This window comes from Mesorhizobium sp. GW821-FHT07A06, assembly GCF_059419085.1.
In genome coordinates this window covers 57,581-75,976 of record NZ_JBWKRC010000016.1, presented here as the reverse complement: position 1 = coordinate 75,976, position 18,396 = coordinate 57,581, and the positions used below count along the sequence as shown (strand labels likewise).

The 18,396-nt window shown below is 60.0% G+C and carries 16 protein-coding genes; 9 read left to right on the top strand and 7 right to left on the bottom strand.

Translation table 11 applies throughout. The features are described from left to right. Positions 1 to 305: 305 nt before the first annotated feature. From AC07SZ_RS32215 to AC07SZ_RS32200, 4 genes are read left to right on the top strand one after another with little or no spacing between them, the layout of a single operon-like run. Complete coding sequence (locus tag AC07SZ_RS32215) at positions 306 to 1,130, top strand: DNA adenine methylase (protein WP_494917499.1); 825 nt, start codon at positions 306 to 308, stop codon at positions 1,128 to 1,130. After that, complete coding sequence (locus AC07SZ_RS32210) at positions 1,111 to 2,349, top strand: metallophosphoesterase family protein (RefSeq protein WP_494917498.1); 1,239 nt, start codon at positions 1,111 to 1,113, stop codon at positions 2,347 to 2,349. The genes AC07SZ_RS32215 and AC07SZ_RS32210 overlap by 20 nt, the downstream gene beginning before the upstream one ends. Next, the gene (locus AC07SZ_RS32205) at positions 2,350 to 4,218 is read left to right on the top strand and encodes an ORC-CDC6 family AAA ATPase (protein WP_494917497.1); all 1,869 of its coding nucleotides are present in this window, start codon (positions 2,350 to 2,352) and stop codon (positions 4,216 to 4,218) included. Between the two features lie 14 nt (positions 4,219 to 4,232). Further along, complete coding sequence (locus tag AC07SZ_RS32200) at positions 4,233 to 5,171, top strand: hypothetical protein (protein WP_494917496.1); 939 nt, start codon at positions 4,233 to 4,235, stop codon at positions 5,169 to 5,171. A 55-nt stretch (positions 5,172 to 5,226) separates the two neighbouring features. On the opposite strand, the gene AC07SZ_RS32195 is transcribed toward AC07SZ_RS32200, so the two are convergent. The 4 genes from AC07SZ_RS32195 to AC07SZ_RS32180 are packed head-to-tail and all read right to left on the bottom strand — an operon-like array spanning position 5,227 to position 9,093. After that, positions 5,227 to 5,472 (bottom strand): MoaD/ThiS family protein, encoded by a 246-nt coding sequence (locus tag AC07SZ_RS32195; RefSeq protein WP_494917495.1) that lies wholly within the window; start codon positions 5,470 to 5,472, stop codon positions 5,227 to 5,229. Positions 5,473 to 5,492: 20 nt separating this feature from the next. Then, positions 5,493 to 7,754 carry a xanthine dehydrogenase family protein molybdopterin-binding subunit gene (locus tag AC07SZ_RS32190; RefSeq protein ID WP_494917494.1) on the bottom strand — a complete coding sequence of 754 codons (2,262 nt, stop codon included), beginning with the start codon at positions 7,752 to 7,754 and terminating at the stop codon, positions 5,493 to 5,495. 2 nt (positions 7,755 to 7,756) lie between these two features. Continuing rightward, positions 7,757 to 8,233: a (2Fe-2S)-binding protein gene (locus tag AC07SZ_RS32185; RefSeq protein ID WP_056570844.1), complete on the bottom strand. Its 477-nt coding sequence runs from the start codon at positions 8,231 to 8,233 to the stop codon at positions 7,757 to 7,759. Further along, entirely contained in the window at positions 8,233 to 9,093 is an 861-nt protein-coding gene (locus tag AC07SZ_RS32180) for an FAD binding domain-containing protein (protein WP_494917493.1), read from the bottom strand. The genes AC07SZ_RS32185 and AC07SZ_RS32180 overlap by 1 nt, the downstream gene beginning before the upstream one ends. A gap of 251 nt (positions 9,094 to 9,344) precedes the next feature. Between AC07SZ_RS32180 and AC07SZ_RS32175 the strand changes: the two genes are divergently transcribed. The 3 genes from AC07SZ_RS32175 (at position 9,345) to AC07SZ_RS32165 (ending at position 11,579) form a co-directional block, all read left to right on the top strand. Next, complete coding sequence (locus tag AC07SZ_RS32175; protein ID WP_202326514.1) at positions 9,345 to 9,788, top strand: SRPBCC family protein; 444 nt, start codon at positions 9,345 to 9,347, stop codon at positions 9,786 to 9,788. 138 nt (positions 9,789 to 9,926) lie between these two features. Then, on the top strand, positions 9,927 to 10,382 hold the full coding sequence (locus tag AC07SZ_RS32170) for a hypothetical protein (RefSeq protein WP_494917492.1): 456 nt from the start codon (positions 9,927 to 9,929) through the stop codon (positions 10,380 to 10,382). A 48-nt stretch (positions 10,383 to 10,430) separates the two neighbouring features. Further along, entirely contained in the window at positions 10,431 to 11,579 is a 1,149-nt protein-coding gene (locus AC07SZ_RS32165) for an amidohydrolase (RefSeq protein ID WP_056570835.1), read from the top strand. Between the two features lie 57 nt (positions 11,580 to 11,636). Here the strand turns inward: AC07SZ_RS32165 and AC07SZ_RS32160 are convergent, their stop codons facing one another. Beyond that, entirely contained in the window at positions 11,637 to 13,637 is a 2,001-nt protein-coding gene (locus AC07SZ_RS32160) for a putative bifunctional diguanylate cyclase/phosphodiesterase (RefSeq protein WP_081294845.1), read from the bottom strand. A 282-nt stretch (positions 13,638 to 13,919) separates the two neighbouring features. Here AC07SZ_RS32160 and AC07SZ_RS32155 point away from each other — a divergent pair, with 282 nt between their 5' ends. Next, entirely contained in the window at positions 13,920 to 14,954 is a 1,035-nt protein-coding gene (locus AC07SZ_RS32155; protein ID WP_056570830.1) for a class I SAM-dependent methyltransferase, read from the top strand. A gap of 105 nt (positions 14,955 to 15,059) precedes the next feature. Here the strand turns inward: AC07SZ_RS32155 and AC07SZ_RS32150 are convergent, their stop codons facing one another. After that, positions 15,060 to 15,992 (bottom strand): sigma-70 family RNA polymerase sigma factor, encoded by a 933-nt coding sequence (locus tag AC07SZ_RS32150; RefSeq protein WP_494917491.1) that lies wholly within the window; start codon positions 15,990 to 15,992, stop codon positions 15,060 to 15,062. Further along, complete coding sequence (locus AC07SZ_RS32145; protein ID WP_056572041.1) at positions 15,989 to 16,747, bottom strand: SDR family NAD(P)-dependent oxidoreductase; 759 nt, start codon at positions 16,745 to 16,747, stop codon at positions 15,989 to 15,991. The genes AC07SZ_RS32150 and AC07SZ_RS32145 overlap by 4 nt, the downstream gene beginning before the upstream one ends. Positions 16,748 to 17,167: 420 nt before the next feature. On the opposite strand from AC07SZ_RS32145, the gene AC07SZ_RS32140 reads away from it, so the two are divergent. After that, entirely contained in the window at positions 17,168 to 18,382 is a 1,215-nt protein-coding gene (locus tag AC07SZ_RS32140; RefSeq protein ID WP_494917490.1) for an alpha-D-ribose 1-methylphosphonate 5-triphosphate diphosphatase, read from the top strand. Positions 18,383 to 18,396: the final 14 nt, after the last annotated feature.

Below are 18,396 nucleotides of genomic sequence, written 5' to 3'. Positions count from 1 at the left end.
TGCCGGCCGGCTGAAATAGCGGATGTCTGTCGCCGATCGCCGCTGCACAGGCATCGTGTAGGAGAAGAAATTTGGGGCGGGGATTGTGGGGGAACGATTGCGGCCACCACTCGCAACCCAAACAGGTTAACAGGCTAATAGGTCGTTGCGATATGTTGATAGCTCTTGGAAGAACGTTGTGAATCGATGGCCGAGGCAAACATCCTCCGATTGCAAGAACTTGAACAAAGGTGCTATGTGCCGTCAGGGTCGCTGGTCGCTTTGCAGATTGCGTTAAAAAGATCAGCTAAGGGGAAAGAACGCACATGGATGGCCGAGCTAATTGCTTGCCATTATTACGATGGGCGGGCAGCAAGAAACGGCAATTTTCGGCCATATCTCGCATATTTCCGCGCCACTACGAAAACTACGCAGAGCCGTTTGCGGGCTCGGCTGCCTTTGCTTTCTGCCTGGGAGAACGCGAGGCGCGCCTCAACGACCTTAACAGTGATCTTGTAGCATTTTATCGCGACGTTTGCAAAAATAGCAGCAATTTTTACGAAAATTTCTCAAGCATACCGAGAACGAAAGAAGCTTACTACGAGATAAGGAAGACTTACAATTCGTCAATGCCGTCGATGGAAAAGTCGGTTTTGTTTTATTACCTAAACAGAAATTGTTTCAACGGGATATTTAGAATAAATAAGAGCGGTGAATTTAACGTACCGTTTTCAAATTATAAAGTTTCACCATATCTTAGCAAAGACCAATTCATGGATTCAGTTCGCCTGATAGCGAGCGCATCCGTTGAAAATTTGGATTTCGAGGAGTTCTGTAAAACTAAGGTTCGCAAGGGCGATTTTGTTTTTATAGACCCTCCTTACTACTCGGAAGACAGGATGTTTAACGAATACAACCAAAAGCCGTTCACGTTGGCTGACATTGATCGCCTAAGTTCCGTTCTTGAGCATCTTGAGGATATTGGTGCCCGGTTTCTTCTCTCGTATCCTCTAAGTTCACTCTCGCGGAGTTTGGAGCGAGGGTGGCGGAGTGTGCGAATGCCTGTATTGCGCACCGTAGCTGGCAATTCATCAAAGCGAATAACCGTGCAAGAACTGCTAATTTACAATTATGACCGTCGCTCGACTTAGAATTTTAGTTATCAGCGACCTGCATGCGCATGCGTCCGATCCGCTTGCGAGCTCCTCGCCGTCATATTACAGTACTGACAGCCGATATCGCTCCAAGGCACTGAATCCCCTCGTTGATCTTTCCGACCTGATCCGCCGCGAAGGGTTGGAGGTTGATTGGGTCGTTTCGCCTGGCGACCTTGGCGATAAAGCCAATGCCTCGGCCCAAAAGTCAGCGTGGGATGACCTTAAGGACATCAAATCTAAGCTGGGAGCGTCGCTGCTCATCGGAACGGCCGGCAACCACGACATAGATTCCCGGCGCGCTGAAAAAGATTTCGATCCCAAAACGGCGCTTCAGTTACTGGATCCGCTATTTCCAATTGACGAGCTCTGTTTCCAACTCGGCGACCGCGTCTATGCCGACCGCTATTGGTCTCGAAATTTTGTGGTTGTCCCCTTCAAGAAGTTCGATGCTACACTTGTTATTATTAACAGCTCGGCTTTCCATGGCTATTCCTCAGACGTGAATAAGGCGCCCGATGAGCATCTCCACGGTCGCATCAGCCCTCAAACGCTCGACGCGATACGCATGGCGGTAGAGAGCAGTGAGAGCGCCACCAACGTGGCTCTGTTGCATCATCACGTGAAAAAACATCCGTGGATCGAGGACGGAGGCAGTGTGGCAAAGGGCGGGGACCGCTTGCTCGAGTTATTTAAGGACACTGAGAAGTCGTGGCTTGTTTTGCATGGACACGAGCATGTTCCACATCTGTCCTACTCGGACGCCACACCATTCGCGCCAGTTGTCTTGTCGGCCGGCAGCGTGGCGGCGAAAACCTACCGCGTGCGGGGCGGACATCCAAGAAATCAAATACATCACATCGACTTAGACCCAGCCCCTCTAGCCAGTGGCAGTGTCAATCTGATGGGATTAGTGAAAACTTGGACATGGTCGCCGGAAGTTGGTTGGTCTAGGGCACAGGGCGACGCAGGCCTCCCGCACAAATGTGGATTTGGCTATCGCGCAGATATGGCGGAACTACGGGACAGACTAATCACCTTTGGGAGAAGGGCGAGTGGCGGCTTTTCGCGATGGGCTCAGGTGCTAGCGTTCGAACCACGGCTGGCCCATCTTACGCCAGACGATCAAACAGGGCTGTTCAAGATGCTCAAGGCAAAAGGGGCCAAATTGCAATTCGATGACGAAGGCCAACCGTCGGGCTTAGAGGTCTCCTGAATGAATGGGTCGGCTGAGACGATTTTTCAATCCTTCAACGCTCGGTTCTCGGACCCGGAAACGGTCGGGGCCAAGTTTGTTCAGTCCCCACATCTGAGTGCCGTAGCCACTTCCAGCCACACTGCGGTGCTTGGGCCAAGAGGTAGTGGCAAAACGACACTTCTTAAGATGCTAACTCTTCCTGCTCTTCTCAGATGGAGAGGAGAGCAGCGTGACGAATTAATCAGTGGAATCAATTTTCTTGCTGTCTACATCCCAGCTAGTTTGACATGGAGCGCGGATTATCGCTCGTTCTCGGCAGATAAAATGGATCCGTCGATCGAGAGGATATTGTCGATCTCCTTGTTTCGTCACAGCGCATTAGTCTCCATGGTCGATACGTGGACGGATGCGGCTGCCGAGGCAGTCAGAGATGACAATCTTCTGTCAAAATATTACGCCGGCTCGTCGCAAGAAGACGAGGTTACTCAGGTTAGGCAAATAGCTAAGGCATGGGGAATCGAATTAGAGATATCTACTCGAGTAGGGCTTCGCCGCGCTATTACCGGCCGCATTAAGCGACTTCAAAGACTGAGTGTCGAGGCATCTTTGACAAACTTAGGGGCAAAGGACGTCATTGACAGAAACGAATTTCTAGTTCGAAACTTCCTTGATGACGCAAGCGACTTTGCTTATTTTTTGGAAGACATCACTGGAAAAAAAATTCGCTTAGCTTTGTGTTTTGACGAGCTTGAAATCGCTGCTGACTCGGTCGCATCTACGATATTACGAGCGCCTCGCTCTATCGATCAGCGGCTATTTATAAAGTTTTCCGCTGCGCCATATGTAACTGCGGCGCTTGGAGCTGCCGATCCCACCGTTCCGACAGAACGAAACGACTTTCAGCTTGTTTTTTTGAGCTCATATTCGACGTTGAGGACGAGAGAGTTTAGCGAAGCATTATTTAGCTCGTTAGCATCGGCTTCAGGTACGCCTACGTCTCCAACCGACGTCTTCGGTAAGTCTTTCCTGGATGACGACCTTACAGACGGCGAAGGGAAGTACAAGCTGACCGGGCAGCATGGTCGGAAATTTGGTTCCCTGTACGAGAAAGACAACAGCTTTCGCGAGTACGCCGATCAACGTGGCATCTCGGTCCAGGATTTGTCGGGAGGAAGCGAATTTCGACGCGCCGCCGACGTTAGGAAGATCCTTTGGCCCGTCTTAATTAGGGAGGAATTCTTATTCTCCCAGGAGCGAGTGTCTCAGAATCGAACCCGTAGGTTTCGTTCCAAGGACACCGTTTCCGACATCTACACCGGCGCTGATTCGCTGTTCGCCCTTTGCGAGGGAAATCCTCGTTGGATGATTGGCTTGATGGAGCCCATGATAAAGGAATATTGCGCCGATGGATCGAATACCGCCGTTAAACGCTCTCATCAGAAAGTTGCTATTGAGCGGATGATGGCAGCATTCTTTGCCCTGCTGTCTACCATCCCGAGTTCATCCGGAACTCGCGAGCTCCGCTCTCTGGTGGACTTGGTCGATCGCATTGGCATGTTTTTCCGAGCCTCAGTGCTTGGGGCGCATTTTAACCCAGACCCAGTGCTGTCGTTTCGTGTAGACGAGGGTGTTGAAGCCCCTATTCAAGAACTTGTCGGGCGCGGTATAAATATTGGTGCGTTCGTGACGAGGGCCGAGCCTCACGAGAGGCCCTATCGGGTGGGTGAGATATCGGGGCTACGTGTAAGGCTGTCCCATATATTCGCGCCCCGTTTCCGGCTTCCGCTGATAGTTGGGCGAACTGTCAACCTTTCGACCATCCTTGAGAGGAAGGGAGCACCTCAAAATCAGAGTACTCTCCTCGATCTATTTGGAAAGATGTCATGATATCGCAAGGGGGAATGACAGAAATTGATGATCTTTCTGAAGAATTTGACTTATTCATATTCGGATTAGGATTCGAATCGAGATCTACATTTGCATCGTCGAAAATTAGAGCCAAGAAAACGATAGCGCTGAAATTACCAAAGATAGACATACACAGCTATAAAAAGAATTTATCTTACGCGGAAACTAGGAAATACATCATCTACGATGGGTATGAAAAATTTTGCAAGTCAGTATTGCCAAAACTTATAGATAGGGCGAGGAGGCCTATTTCAATCGCCTTTGACATATCTTCTGTAAATAGATTTATGCTATTTGATGTAATTCTTACGTTAATGAACCATTGCCGCGTTGGCGATAGTTTAAAAATAATTTATTGTCCCGCAAAATTTGCCACCCCAAGCAGAAATTTCCCGCAGATTGAACAAATTGGCCCGATCAGCGGACATTTTTCGTCCTATGATGCCGATGCTACGAAGCCATTGTGTCTTATGATTGGCCTTGGTTTTGAGCCTGGCGTGGCCATGGGAATTATTAGTCAACTAGAACCAAGATTATCATACTGCTTTTGGGGATCGGGGATTGACTCTCGCTTTGATACAGCGGTGAAAAAAGCGAACTTCGACTTTGATTTCTCTGGATTTGCGACCCGCGACGTAAGGTACTTGCTTAGTGATCCAAAGGGCTCTTTTGAATTGTTGGAGTCTATTACTTATGGCCTTCTGACGGATTATAATATTGTTTTAGCGCCATTAGGCCCGAAGATATTTTCTCTATTGTCAGCGCTACTTGGATTCAAGTATTTAGGAAAGATGGCCATCTGGAGAGTCCAGCAAAATCGAATTGATTCACTAGATTCTCTTCCTCAGAGTAAAATAGTTTTTGCGAACATTGACTTGGAAGCGACAGAGGCCGCGAAAGCGGCGCGCGAAGCTCAGTTTGCAAGTGCTTAGTGCTCTCAACTGAAGGTCGCAGAGTGAACCCGATTTATGCGGCGTACCCGCCCCCTCACCCCCCAGCCAATCTCGGCAGCAGAAAAATCTCCGCCCCCTCCGGCAGCTTCTTCGACCACGTATCGCGATAAATCACCCCATCGATCGCCACCGCAATGCCGCGATCGATCCACGGTTCAAACCCGGGATACTGTTCAGCCAGTTTCCTGAACAGCTCCCTGATGTCCTTGGCTTCGACCTCGACCTTGCTCTTGCCGCCGGCAAGCTGGCTCAGCGCACCCCAAAGGGTGACTTCGACCATTTGCCTGAGCTCTCCCCGCCCTAGCCCCGTTCCGCCTCGATCGCCGCCAGGATGCGCGGCGGCGACATCGGGATGTGGGTCATGCGCACGCCGGCCGCGTTCGACACCGCGTTGGCGATCGCCGCCAGCGGCGGCACGATCGAGGTTTCGCCGACGCCGCGCACGCCATAGGGGTGGTTGGGGTTGGGGATTTCCAGGATCTGCGTGTCGATCATCGGCAGGTCGGAGCAGACCGGGATGCGGTAGTCGAGGAAGCCGGCGTTCTGCAGCCTTCCGTCCTTGCCGTAAATATACTCCTCGTTGAGCGCCCAGCCGATGCCTTGCGCCGCACCGCCCTGGTACTGGCCCTCGACATAGGTCGGGTGCACCGCCTTGCCGGCATCCTGCACCACCGTGTAGCGGATCACCCTGGTCGAGCCCGTCTCGGGGTCGACCTCGATGTCGCAAATATGGGTGGCGAAGGAGACGCCGGCGCCGTCGGCGACGAGCTCGCTGTGGCCGGCGATCGGCCCGCCGGTCTTGCCGGACTGCGCCGCGATCTCCTTCAGCGACAGCTTGCCGAGATTGCCGTGCTTCTCGCCCTTGGCGACCGCGTGGCCCTGTTCCCAGATCACGTCGTCGACGGAAATGTCCCACATCTGCGCGGCGCGCTCGCGCAGGATCTTGATCGCGTTGCGGGCGGCCGAGATCGTCGCCATGGAGGAGGAGAAGGTGCCGCGGCTGCCGTCGGTCATGTCGTTGTAGCCGAGGCTCGACGTGTCCGCCACGATAGCCTTGAGCTGGCTGTAATCGATGCCGAGCTCTTCCGCCGCCACCAGCGACAGCGACGCGCGGGAACCGCCCACGTCCACCGTGCCGACGGCCAGCGATACCGAGCCGTCCATGCCGATGTTGAGGTCCACGCAGGTCTGGCCGCCGAAGTTGAACCAGAAGCCGCAGGCCATGCCCCTGCCCTGGTTCTTCTTGAGCGGCGCCTTCATGTGCGGATGGTTCTTCACCGCTTCCAGCGTCGGGCCGATGCCGATCGGTCCGTAGACCGGGCCGTAGGACGAGCGCGTGCCTTCCTGCGCGGCGTTCTTGATGCGGAAGTCGACCGGGTCCATGCCGATCTCCTTGGCGAGCTCGTCGACGGCGCTTTCCACCGCGAAGGCCGCCATCGGTGCCGACGGCGCGCGATAGGCCGCGGTCTTCGGCCGGTTGACCAGCACTTCGTAGCCGACCGTCTTGACGTTATCGAGCTTGTAGCAGGCGAACGCCGTCATGGCGCCGATTTCGGCCCAGGCGCCGGCATAGGGGCCGCAGGAATAGCGCAGCGTCGCTTCGGCGGCAGTGATTGTGCCGTCCTTGCGGGCGCCGATCTTGACGTCGATCGAAGTGGCGCTGGTCGGACCCGAGGCGCGAAACACCTCGTCGCGGGTCATCACCAGCTTCACCGGCCGTCCGGCCTTGCGTGACAAGGCAAGCGCCACCGGCTCGGCCCAGACATGGGTCTTGCCGCCAAAGCCGCCGCCAATCTCGGACGAGGTGACGCGCAGCTTCGAGGCTTCCATGCCGAGCAGCTGGGCGCAATGCTGGCGGTAGACGAAATGGCCCTGCGTACAGACCCAGAGGTCGGCGGTGCCGTCGGACGAGACGCTCGCCACGCAGGCATGCGGCTCGATATAGCCCTGGTGCGTCTGCTCGGTCTTGAAGGAGCGCTCGACGATGAAATCGGCGTGGCCGAAACCCTGGTGGACATCGCCATGGCCGAACTGGCTGCGCTTGGTGACGTTGGAGGGTTTTACCGGCTTTTCCTCCAGCCCCTCGGTGAAGATCGTGTCGTTGATCAGCGGGGCGTGGTGCTGCATCGCCTCGTCGACATCGGTGACATGCGGCAGGATCTCGTAGTCGACCTCGATCAGCTTCAGCGCCTGCCTGGCCGTGCGGGCGTCGACGGCGGCGACCGCGGCCACCGCATGGCCGTCATAGAGCGCCTTGGTGCGCGCCATGCAATTGTCGAGGATGTCGTACATGGCGGCATCGCCGTCGGTCAGGTCCGGCAGGTCCTTCGCCGTGATCACCGCCTTCACGCCGTTCAGCTTTTCCGCCTTCGACGTGTCGATCTTCCTGATGATCGCATGCGCGTGCGGGCTGCGCAGCACGCGGCCGACCAGCTGGCCGGCCATGTTGAAGTCGGCGCCGTAGCGGGCGCGTCCCGTCACCTTGTCGACGCCGTCGGGACGGATGGGGCGCGTGCCGACGGATGCGAATTTACGCCCGGAAAAACGCGGATCGAAATTCATCTTCAGGCTCCCTTCATCACATGTGCCGCGTCCTGGACGGCGCGCACGATCTTGTCATAGCCGGTGCAGCGGCAGAGGTTCCCGGCCAGGCCGAAGCGGATTTCCTCCTCGCTCGGGTCGGGGTTCTTCGCCAGAAGGTCCTTGGCCGCGATCAGGAAGCCCGGCGTGCAGATGCCGCATTGCAGGGCGGCATGCTCGAGGAACTTCTGCTGCAGCGTGTGCAGCTGGTCGCCATGCGCCATGCCTTCGACGGTCTCGATGCGCCGGCCCTCGGCCTCGGCACCAAGCACCAGGCACGAGCAGACCAGCCGGTTGTCGAGGATGATCGAGCAGGCGCCGCAGTCGCCGGTGCCGCAGCCTTCCTTGGCGCCGGTCAGGCCGAGCCGGTCGCGCAGCACGTCGAGCAGCGTCTCGTCAGGCTGGCAGAGATACTCGATAGTGTCGCCGTTGATTGTCGTCGAGACTGCTATGCCAGCCATCATTTGCCTCCTGCACGTGCGTAGGCGGTCGTGGCGGCACGTTTGGCCAGCACACCCGCGACTTTCCGTCTGAATTCGATGGTACCGCGCTTGTCGTCGATGGGGCGGCAGGCGCCGGCGCAGACTTTTGCCAGCCGCTCAAGGGCCGCATCGTCCAGCTTCCTGCCGATAAGCGCCTCGGCGGCCTCCTCGACCAGCAGCACGGTCGGTGCCGCGGCCCCCAGCGCCACGCGCGCGGCGGTGATGACGCCGTGTTCGTCGAGCGTCAGGTTCACCCCGGCGCTGACCACGGCAATGTCCATCTCGGTGCGCGGTATGAACCTCAGATAGGCGTCGCCCGAGCGCGGCGTGCGCTTGTCGAGCAGGATCGCCTCGATGATCTCGCCCTTGGCGAGCGAGGTCTTGCCCGGCCCGACCGGCACGGCCTCGACGGGGATGGTGCGCTTGCCAGAAGGCCCGGCAACCACGGCCCTTGCACCCGCCGCCACCAGCGCCGGCACGCTGTCCGCCGCCGGCGAGGCGTTGCACAGATTGCCCGTGATGGTGCAGCGTCCCTGCACCTGCTTGGAGCCGATCAGCTTGGCCGCCTCGACCACGCCGGGCCACGCCTTCTTCAAGGCGGTGTTCTCGCCCAGCACGGCGCAGGGAACGGCCGCCCCGATGCTGAAGCCGTCAGCCGTTTCCCGGATTTCGCTTAAGGACGCGATCGACTTGATGTCGACGATCAGGTCGGGCTCGACAAAGCCCCCCTTCATCCTCACCAGAAGGTCGCTGCCTCCGGCCAGGATGGCTGATATGCCAGACGCTCCGGCCAGTTGGCCGACGGCATCTTCGATTGAAAGCGGACGTATGTAGCGCATCGTCTCCCCTTGGATATGGCGATTTCAGCGACCGTTATAAACACTCTCCTCATAATGGCTATCCGGTTCGTCATTTGCGACGATTGGTCCAGCCGCCGCAAAATCGAGTCCCAAATCAACCGGAATTGCCGTAGGCCAGGCCTGCAAGGCCGCATTGCCGCCGGTTCTCGAAAAATCTGAGAGCCTGTGTCGGATCGGTCAAGCCCCGTTCGTCCTTGGGACATCGAACACGCATCATGAAAGGACACGATATGCCCGGAACCGTACGTTTGCACCGCGTTCTCACCACCAGCCCGGAGAAGGTCTATCGCGCCTTCGTCGAAGCCGACGCGCTGGCCAAGTGGCTGCCGCCGAACGGCTTCACCTGCACGGTCGATCATCTCGAGGCCAAGGTCGGCGGCACGTTCAAGATGTCCTTCCGCAACTTCACGACGGGCGGCAGCCATGCCTTCGGCGGCGAATATCTCGAACTCGTTCCCGGCGAGCGCCTGCGCTACACCGACCGGTTCGACGACCCCAATTTGCCCGGCGAGATCCAGGTGACCATCACCTTGAAAAAAGTGTCGGTCGGCACCGAGATCGACATCACCCAGGCCGGCATTCCCGACGTCATCCCGGTCGAGGCCTGCTATCTCGGCTGGCAGGAATCGCTGCGGAACCTGGCAAAGCTGGTCGAGCCCGAGATCAATCAATAAGGCCATTCAAGCAATAAGACCATTCAAGAAAGTGCCCGCCGCCGCCGACGGCATGCCCGTCGGCGGCGGTTGTGCGTCGAGGGCCTTGACCGCACGATCGTGGGCGTGAATCCTTTCCCGGCCAAAGGGAGGAGTTCCATGCGACATCTGTTGGTTGTGTTGCCCGCCTTGATCCTGGCGACCGCGGCGCAAGCGAGCACGATCTACTATGGCAACAAGGTGGGGATGGAACTGACCATCGTCAAAAAATCAGGCATCGGCTCCACGCATGCCAGCATCCTGGCCAAGCACGACAGGCGCAAAGCGGGCGTCTACTGCCGCGAATATGGCCACGATTTCTCCAAGGAATGCATTGACGCGGAAATGAAGTCGCCCCTGCACTTCGAGATCACCGCCAACTGCAAGACCGGCAAATTCACCACCTTCTATGGCGCCAACATGCTGTTCCAGGGCCGCAACAAGGGCACGGACGTGACGACGGACTACCGCATCACGTCGATCGATGACAATGTGGTGCTCGATGGCTCCGGCGCCTCGTCATACGATGTCACGCTGGACCAGTTCAAAGCGCTCTGCCCCAATCGCGTACGCTAGCGGCGTTTGCGACACTGCGCCGATCGCAACAAATGGCGGAGGAAACGCGTGACCCTCACCAACCGGGATATCGTCGAGATCACCGAGTGGCGGCGCAAGCTGCACCGGCAGCCGGAAATCTCCAATGAAGAGGAGAAGACGGCGCAGGAAGTCGTCTCCTTCCTTGCCGATACCGGCCCGGACAAGGTGCTGACCGGATTGGGCGGGCACGGCGTGGCGGCGGTCTATGACAGCGGCAAGGCCGGCCCGACCGTGCTGTTCCGCTCCGAACTCGACGCGCTGCCGATCGAGGAGCTCTCGGGCGTGCCGCATGCCTCGCAGGTGCCGGGCAAGTCGCATATGTGCGGCCATGACGGGCACACCGCGATCCTGGCCGCCCTTGGCCGTCAGCTCGGCCGCGAACGGCCGGCCAGCGGCCGCGTCGTGCTGATGTTCCAGCCGGCGGAGGAAACCGGCAATGGCGCGGCCGGCGTCGTCGCCGACCCCCGCTACGGCGAGATCGCGCCTGATTTCGCCTTCTCGCTGCACAACCTCCCCGGCGTGCCGTTCGGCGAGGTGCGGCTCAAGCCCGGCGTGGTCAATTGCGCCTCGCGCGGCATGCGCATCGTGCTGGAGGGCAAGACCGCGCATTCCTCCATGCCGGAGACCGGTATTTCGCCCATGCAGGCGATCTCGGAGCTGATGCCGGCTTTGCCCGCGCTCGGCCGCGCCACCTTCGCCGATGACGATTTCTCCATGGTCACCGTCACCCATGCCGAAATGGGCGAAGCCGTGTTCGGCATCGCGCCCGCGCATGGAGAGGTCTGGGCAACGCTGCGCACCCGCCGCGACGAACGCATGGCGGATCTGTGCGCCGCCGCCGAGGCGCTGGTCGGGGAGATCGCGGGCAGGCACCGCCTTTCCGCCCGCTGGGATTATCACGAGATCTTCGTCGCCAGCGTCAACGCGCCGGATGCGGTGGAACACCTGCAACGCGCGCTTCAGGAAGAAGGCGTCGTGCATGGTGAGGAAGCCCTGCCGATGCGCGCCTCGGAAGATTTCGGCCTGTTCGGCCACGGCGCTAGGTCGGCGATGTTCTTCCTGGGCGCCGGCGAGCGCCACCCGGCGCTCCACAATCCGGACTACGACTTTCCCGACGACCTGATCCCGATCGGGTCGAGGATCTTCATGCGCACCGCACGCAATCTGCTGGGGTGAGTCCGCGCGTCGCCGCGAGCCGGTCGCGGCCTCGCGAACCGCGTCTGCCCGCGCCTGTCAGGCGGACCTGAGGAACGGGCGTTTGTGGATGGCCTTCTTTGCCTGGAAATTCGCGGCGGGAACGGGTCGGCCGACGCGAAAGCCCTGGATCTTGTCGATGCCGAACTCGCGCATGAGGGCGATCTGCTCGTCGGTTTCCACCCCTTCGACCAGGATCTGGTGGCCGCGATTGCGGACCAGGGCAATGATGTCCTGGAGCATGGCCATGCCCTTCGGCGTGCCGCAGTCGTGAAGAAACGAGCGGTCGATCTTCACTGTATCGAAATCGATCAGACGCAGCCATGAGAGGCCGGCGAAGCCGGTTCCGAAATCATCGAGCCAGATCTTGATGCCAAGCAGCTTCAGGTCGCTGATGCAGCGCAGGATGTCCGAGTGCATCTCCATCTCGAGCCCTTCGGTGATTTCGAAGGCCAGCCTGTTGCCGGTCACGCCCGTCTCGCCGAGAATGGTCGCGACGGACGCCGCGAAGCCGGGCGTCTTGAGCTGGATCGGAGAGACGTTGACGCTGACGAGACGGATGTGGTCGTCCGCCAGGAGTTCGGTGCAGACCGTCCTTATCGCCCAACGCCCCAGTTCCAGGATCGCGCCGGTTCTCTCCGCGACGGGAATGAACAGGCTCGGCGGAACCAATGTGCCGTCCAGCATCTTGAGACGCATCAGCGCCTCCGCGGCTTCGACCCGGCCCGACACGACATCCTGGATCGGTTGATAGACGAGCGAAACGAGGCCCTGCCCGATCGCGATCTTCAGCAAGGCCGCGAGGTTTTCGCTCTCGTCGCTGCTTTGTGGATCGGTCGGGTCGAACAGCCGGGCACAATTGCGGCCGCTGGCCTTTGCCAGATAGAGCGCGCGATCGGCCTCATGGATGATCTTCTCCAGCTTGGCGCCGGCCTGCGTCCTGGTGAAGGCGGCCCCCACGCTCGCCGTGACGATCGAGATCCCGTCGCGTCTGAGTTCGTGGGTAAGCGCCAGGTTCTCCACCGTGCGGCAGATGGCTTCCGCCAGCTCCGCCACCTGGCTCTTCTTGTCCATGCGGGCGAGCACGATGAATTCCTCACCGCCATAGCGCCCGATCGAGCCATCGTAGTTCTTGATCAGATCGCTCAGCGCATTGGCGACATGGATCAGGCAGCGGTCGCCTTCCTGGTGGCCGTAGCAGTCGTTGAATTTCTTGAAGAAGTCGACGTCGATGAGGATGGCCGCGAACTTGCTGCCAAGCTTTTGCCAGTCGCTCCAGTAATCGCGCAGCTTCTCATCGATAGCGCGCCGGTTCTCCAGGCCTGTCAGCGGATCCGTCCGCGACAGCCTCAGCAGGGCCTTGCCGCGTTCGGTGGCCTCCTTGTGCTGGATCTTGGCCTCGAGAGCGTTCAGGAAGACGTTGTAGCGCTCCTCGTTCAGCTTCCAGTTCACATAGGAGGTGAACGTGAAGCACGAAACGTAGAAAGTGCCAAATACCATCTTGTACGTCAGCGACGCGGGAACAAAGTAATTTGCCAAATACAAGACGCACAATATAATTGTTGACGTTATAATCGAAACTTTAAACCTGAACGTAAAAAATAGATTGGCACTCATCATGAAAATGGTGCCGAAGACCATGTAATAAGCGACGCTTTCCTTGTTTGCGCCCATGGATGCCGGTAACAGCCAACCGATATAGCCAAAGATGATGGCCGAGGCGCAAGTCACGTCAAGCCATTCCGTCGCGGCTCCCCGGCGAAGCTGTGCTTCCAGGACCAGCAGTGCGGTCAGGCCCACCGCGAAGCGCGCGGTGATCGTGTAGGCCGCCACGTCAGGTATCAGCAGCAGATCAGATGCAGAAAACAGCAAATAGATGACGACCGCGATCCACAGGCCCGGCCTGGCTTCCGCCCTTCGCTTCGCCTGGGCTTCCCTGCGGTAAAGGATGCGGAGTTCGTCGGCCCCCAGCTCTTGGCGCGGATCATACGGTTCCACATCCACCGTATCAGCCAATCTGGATGACGCGCGCTCGTTCACAAAGCCCTCCCGAAGGGGACTTTGCAATGCGAACTCTTTTCCAGCTTCTGCCCCCACGCAGGACGACTCCCTGGGACGCGACACGATTGCCACGCGGTAAAATGCAGTGGCGCCAGACAAGTTTGCGTTAACTCGAACCCAGAATCTTATCTGCAAGATCGCTAATAAATTGAGATGGTTAGCGGGAAATTAATCATAACAATAAAATGCGGTCGACCCTCCGTTGGCAAATGGAGCATTCTAAGTAATAAGTTAACTGACTGTTAACCAAGGAGTCCTGGTGTGCAAACCGTGTTCGATGGCCAAAGCCTGATTACCGCAGAGATGATCGCCAGCGGTCTGCCAAAAGGCACGCTTGAGCATCATGGCGAAGCGTTCGAAACCGCCCGCGCGGAACTGGCGCTCATCCTCCACGCGACACAGCAACAGATCGAGCAGCAGAAATTTCCCGCCGAGATCGTGCGCCGCTTGCTGTCGCTGCTCAATGCGCTGCGTGCCAAGGTTCATCCCGATGTCTGGCAAGCCCTGATACCGGTGGCGCAGAACCACCCGATCCTGAACTACTTTCTCCAGGATCCGCTGACGCACTGGTCCTTCACCAAGCCCAGGGGGTATTCCGGCGACGCGGAACTGCTCGACTACATCTATTGCGACCCGCACGTGGCCGAGAGCGTGGCCAACGCCTCGGAGGTCGGCAAGGCGCTCTACAGCCATACCCAGAACGTTCCGTCATGCGTCGCGGCGCGGGAACGGCGCGATCTCCTGACCCGTTATGTCGATGAGGCGGCGGCCAGGAACGGACCCGAGACCGAGGTGCTGGCGATCGCCGCCGGCCATTTGCGCGAAGCCAATCGCTCCGTCGCGCTCGCCGAGGGCCGGCTCAAGCGTTGGGTGGCGCTCGACCAGGATCCGCAGAGCGTCGGACTGATAGCGCGCGACTTCCAGGGCACCGCGGTCGAGGCCATCGACGGCTCTGTGCGGACGGTGCTCACCAGGGGCCACAAGCTCGGCAAGTTCGATCTGATCTACGCCTCCGGCCTCTACGACTACCTGCAGCACAACGTCGCCGTGAAGCTCACCAAGACCTGCCTGCAGATGCTGAAACCGAACGGCACATTCCTGTTCGCCAACTACGCCGAGGGCACGCCCGACGCCGGCTACCGGGAAACGTTCATGGATTGGGTGCTGCTGCTGCGCTCGGAAGTCGACATGTGGAACATCGTCAATGCCAGCGTCGACCGCAACACCGTCGAGGCGCGGGTGTACTTCGGCGAGAACCGCAACGTGCTATACGCCGTGATTGAAAAGCGCGGGTAACGACCTCCGCCAAACCTTGCCATCAGGCCGGCGGTGATGCTCGTGCATCGCTGCCGGTGGTCAGGACGTCGCCAAGCGAGATCGGCGCCAGGTCGCCGCTCATCATTATCCGGTGCCGCGGCCGAAGGATCCGGCGTCGCCTGGCAGCACCAGTTCGGCATCGTCGGTAACATAGCCGACGTAGCGATAGTCGCGGATGAAGCTGATCCGCCCTTGCCGCCATTCCAGCCACATGAAGTGGATAGGTTTCGGGGCGGTCCGGTGCTCGAACACGGCGATCACCTCGCGGCCCTCGACCCATGCCGGCTTGAGCCACAAGCCATCGCTCTTGGCATAGATGGTGAAGAACATGCCGACATCGGCGGCACCCGAGCGTGGCGGGTGCATGGACTGCTGAAGCCTCACATCGTCGGCAAGCAGCGCGCGCAAGCCATCCCAGTCGCGCTGGTTGAACAGCGTCACATAGCGCGCCACGGCGGCCGACGCGATGCGCGCGTCGGGAAGCGGCTTGGCCTGGGCATTGATCTGCCGAAGCCGGGCGCGGCCGCGCGCCAGATGCGCCTTTACCGCATCGACCGAAATGCCGAGCAAGCCGGCAATCTCGGCCAGCGGCTCGCCCAGCACATCCTTGAGGATGACGACGCTGCGCTGAAGCAGCGGAAGCTCCGCGAAGCGCGACACGGCGGTCTCTATCGCCTCCCTGCGCATCAGCATCTCCACCGGATCGACCTTGCTGTCATCGGCAACTTCAAGCGCGGCCTCGATGGGTTCCGAGGCGCGGATCGCGCGGCTGCGCAGCACGTCCAGCGCGCGGTTGTGGGCGATCCGGAACAGCCAGGGCCTGAGCTGCGACACCTCGCACAGCTCGTCCAGGGCGACGAAGGCTCGCGCGAACGTGTCCTGCACCACGTCCTCGCCATCGATGACCGACCCCATCAGGCGCGCGCAATAGCGATGCAGTTCCGGCCGCAGCGCGGTCGCAAGGGCAAGCAGCCCTTCCTGTCGGTCGCGATCCACGGCAGGCTCCCGCTCGCTCAAGCCGCTGTATCCTCCATGACCGTTACGCCCGCGTCGCCGTTGAGGCCGAAGACGACGCCCTCGGCATATTGCGGGTCTTCCAGCACGGAAACCACCCTGTCGCCGAACGCCCGGGGCGGCATCGGCGCGCCGAAACGGGTGACGAATTGTTCTGGCGTGATGCCCATGGAGCCGGCATAGGCGCCGGCTGCCGCATCCCCGATTCCCGTGCCGAGGATCATTTGCCGCGGCACGATCGCCTGGAAGCGGATGCCGAGCTTCTTCTCCTGCGCCACGCCATTGGCATATTTGGCCATGAACCACAGCATGCGCTTGGAGCCGCCATAGCCACCCGACATCTGCGATCCGCCAACGGCGGCGCCACTCGATCCCACCAGCACCCGGCTGCCGGGCTTGAGCGGCAGGTTCAGCGCCGCTTGCAGCCAGTAGAGTCCGGCCTTGACGTCGGTTTCCCAGGCGACCGAGAAATCCTCCCACTTCAACTGATCCAGCCGGCCCATCCGGGGGGCGGCACCAGCGTTCAGCACCACTATGTCGGGGCGAACCTCGCCGAGGATGCGATAGGCGGCGTCCTCGTCCGTGACGTCGGCGCGGATCGTTGCGACCCCAAGCCGCGCACCGACCGCCTCCAGCGCCTCGGCGCCGCGCGCGACGACCGTCACCTCGGCGCCCTGCTCGACCAGTGCTTCTACCAGCCCGAGGCCCAGTCCCCGGCTACCACCGGTGACCACGATTTTCTTGTCCTTGAGGCTCATTTGACCCTGCTCCATTGCTTCACTGTAGCCAAGACGTTCGAGCTTTCGGAAAAGAGTCAGCGCGGCCGGAAGAAACTTGGCGGCAACGACCGATTTGGCGGCAAGGGCCGCGGCACATGCCGCGCGTTTCATACGATCCCGGTGTCACAAGGACGATAGCGGACGGCGCTATGGTGACGCGCGACGGTTGATTCGTGGAACATAAGCCACCGACCTGTCCGTCCGGGTCAGCGCCCCCGCAACTCGTTCACGCCAAGCTACAGGACCTGCGATGGCCATACAATTTTCGCCTGATTGATCGTCCCTCGTGCTATCGATCCGGGCCCGGCAAGGTCCTCGAGACGCATCTCCCCGATGATGTCGCCGGCCATGCCGACCGCGAAACCCACCTTGAAAACCGCTTCCTTCAAGAGACATCAGATGTGGCTGAGTGAATTCGAGATCGTCCTGCGCGACCGTGTCGTCCCGAACGGCGCCGTCAGGATCGAAGACGGCCGGATTGCCGAAATCCGCGACGCGCCGGTCGAGCATGCCGACATTGAGGGCGGCGGGCGCCTACTGCTGCCGGGCTTCATCGACATGCATGGCGACATGGTGGAGAAGGAAGTCGAGCCGCGCACCGGCGTCCACGTGCCGATGCGGATCGGCATCGCCGAGCTCGACAAGAAGCTTGCCTCATGTGGCGTCACCACGGCCTATGCCGCGCTCTCCTTCATCGGCGCCAGTGTCACCAGCGGCGTGCTGCGCTCGGAAGATCATACGTCGGCGATCATCGAGACCATCGCCGAACTGAAGGACGACCTGCTGGTCGACCACCGCATCCATGCCCGCTTCGAGGTGACCTTCACCCCCGCGATCGCCATGCTGCAGAAGCTGATGGATGCGGGCCGGCTGCACCTGATCTCGCTGATGGACCACACACCCGGACAGGGACAATATCGCGACGTCGAACTCTACATCGCCCGCATCGCCAACGAGCGCGGCATGTCCGTTGCCGCGGCCTCCGAGGTCGTCGGCAAGCGCATGGCCGGCCGCAAGGGCCAGGGCGATGTGCTGAACGCGCTGCAGGACCTGTCGGCCCGCGCGCGGGCCCATGGCGTCGTGCTGGCCTCGCATGACGACGACACATTGGAGAAGGTGGAGCTCGTCCATGGCCTGGGCGCCGCGCTCAGCGAATTCCCGGTGACACTCGAGGCAGCGCGCGAAGCCCGCGGGCTTGGCATGCACACCGCCATGGGCGCACCCAACGCGTTGCGCGGGGAATCCTATTCCGGCAATCTTTCCGCGCGACAGGCCTACGAGGCCGGGCTGCTCGACATGCTGGCCAGCGACTACCACCCGGCCTCGATCCTGCCGGCCGTGCTCGGCCTGGCGGAACTGCGTGGCGAAGGGCTGGTGACCGCGGCGGCGCTGACAAGCGCAAATCCTGCCGGGGCCCTGGGGCTCACCGATCGCGGCGCCATAGAGCCCGGCCTCCTGGCCGATCTCGTGGTGGCCGACCGCCATCCGGTCCCACGCGTCCGTGCCACCTTCCGCGCCGGCCGCATGATCTACGGCGACGGCACGCTGGCACCGGCGCGGCAACGCGCTGGCCACGCGGCTGAACGGGTACCGGCTGGGTTCGAATTGCGCTGAAGCTGCTCCACGAA

What these genes read in the sequence shown, in the direction of transcription:
- AC07SZ_RS32185 (WP_056570844.1), bottom strand. Translation starts at nt 8,233, where the DNA reads ATGGCTGGCATAGCAGTCTCGACGACAATCAACGGCGACACTATCGAG.
- AC07SZ_RS32205 (WP_494917497.1), top strand. Translation starts at nt 2,350, where the DNA reads ATGAATGGGTCGGCTGAGACGATTTTTCAATCCTTCAACGCTCGGTTC.
- AC07SZ_RS32195 (WP_494917495.1), bottom strand. Translation starts at nt 5,472, where the DNA reads ATGGTCGAAGTCACCCTTTGGGGTGCGCTGAGCCAGCTTGCCGGCGGC.
- AC07SZ_RS32140 (WP_494917490.1), top strand. Translation starts at nt 17,168, where the DNA reads ATGTGGCTGAGTGAATTCGAGATCGTCCTGCGCGACCGTGTCGTCCCG.
- AC07SZ_RS32175 (WP_202326514.1), top strand. Translation starts at nt 9,345, where the DNA reads ATGCCCGGAACCGTACGTTTGCACCGCGTTCTCACCACCAGCCCGGAG.
- AC07SZ_RS32210 (WP_494917498.1), top strand. Translation starts at nt 1,111, where the DNA reads ATGACCGTCGCTCGACTTAGAATTTTAGTTATCAGCGACCTGCATGCG.
- AC07SZ_RS32180 (WP_494917493.1), bottom strand. Translation starts at nt 9,093, where the DNA reads ATGCGCTACATACGTCCGCTTTCAATCGAAGATGCCGTCGGCCAACTG.
- AC07SZ_RS32170 (WP_494917492.1), top strand. Translation starts at nt 9,927, where the DNA reads ATGCGACATCTGTTGGTTGTGTTGCCCGCCTTGATCCTGGCGACCGCG.
- AC07SZ_RS32215 (WP_494917499.1), top strand. Translation starts at nt 306, where the DNA reads ATGGATGGCCGAGCTAATTGCTTGCCATTATTACGATGGGCGGGCAGC.
- AC07SZ_RS32200 (WP_494917496.1), top strand. Translation starts at nt 4,233, where the DNA reads ATGACAGAAATTGATGATCTTTCTGAAGAATTTGACTTATTCATATTC.
- AC07SZ_RS32190 (WP_494917494.1), bottom strand. Translation starts at nt 7,754, where the DNA reads ATGAATTTCGATCCGCGTTTTTCCGGGCGTAAATTCGCATCCGTCGGC.
- AC07SZ_RS32145 (WP_056572041.1), bottom strand. Translation starts at nt 16,747, where the DNA reads ATGAGCCTCAAGGACAAGAAAATCGTGGTCACCGGTGGTAGCCGGGGA.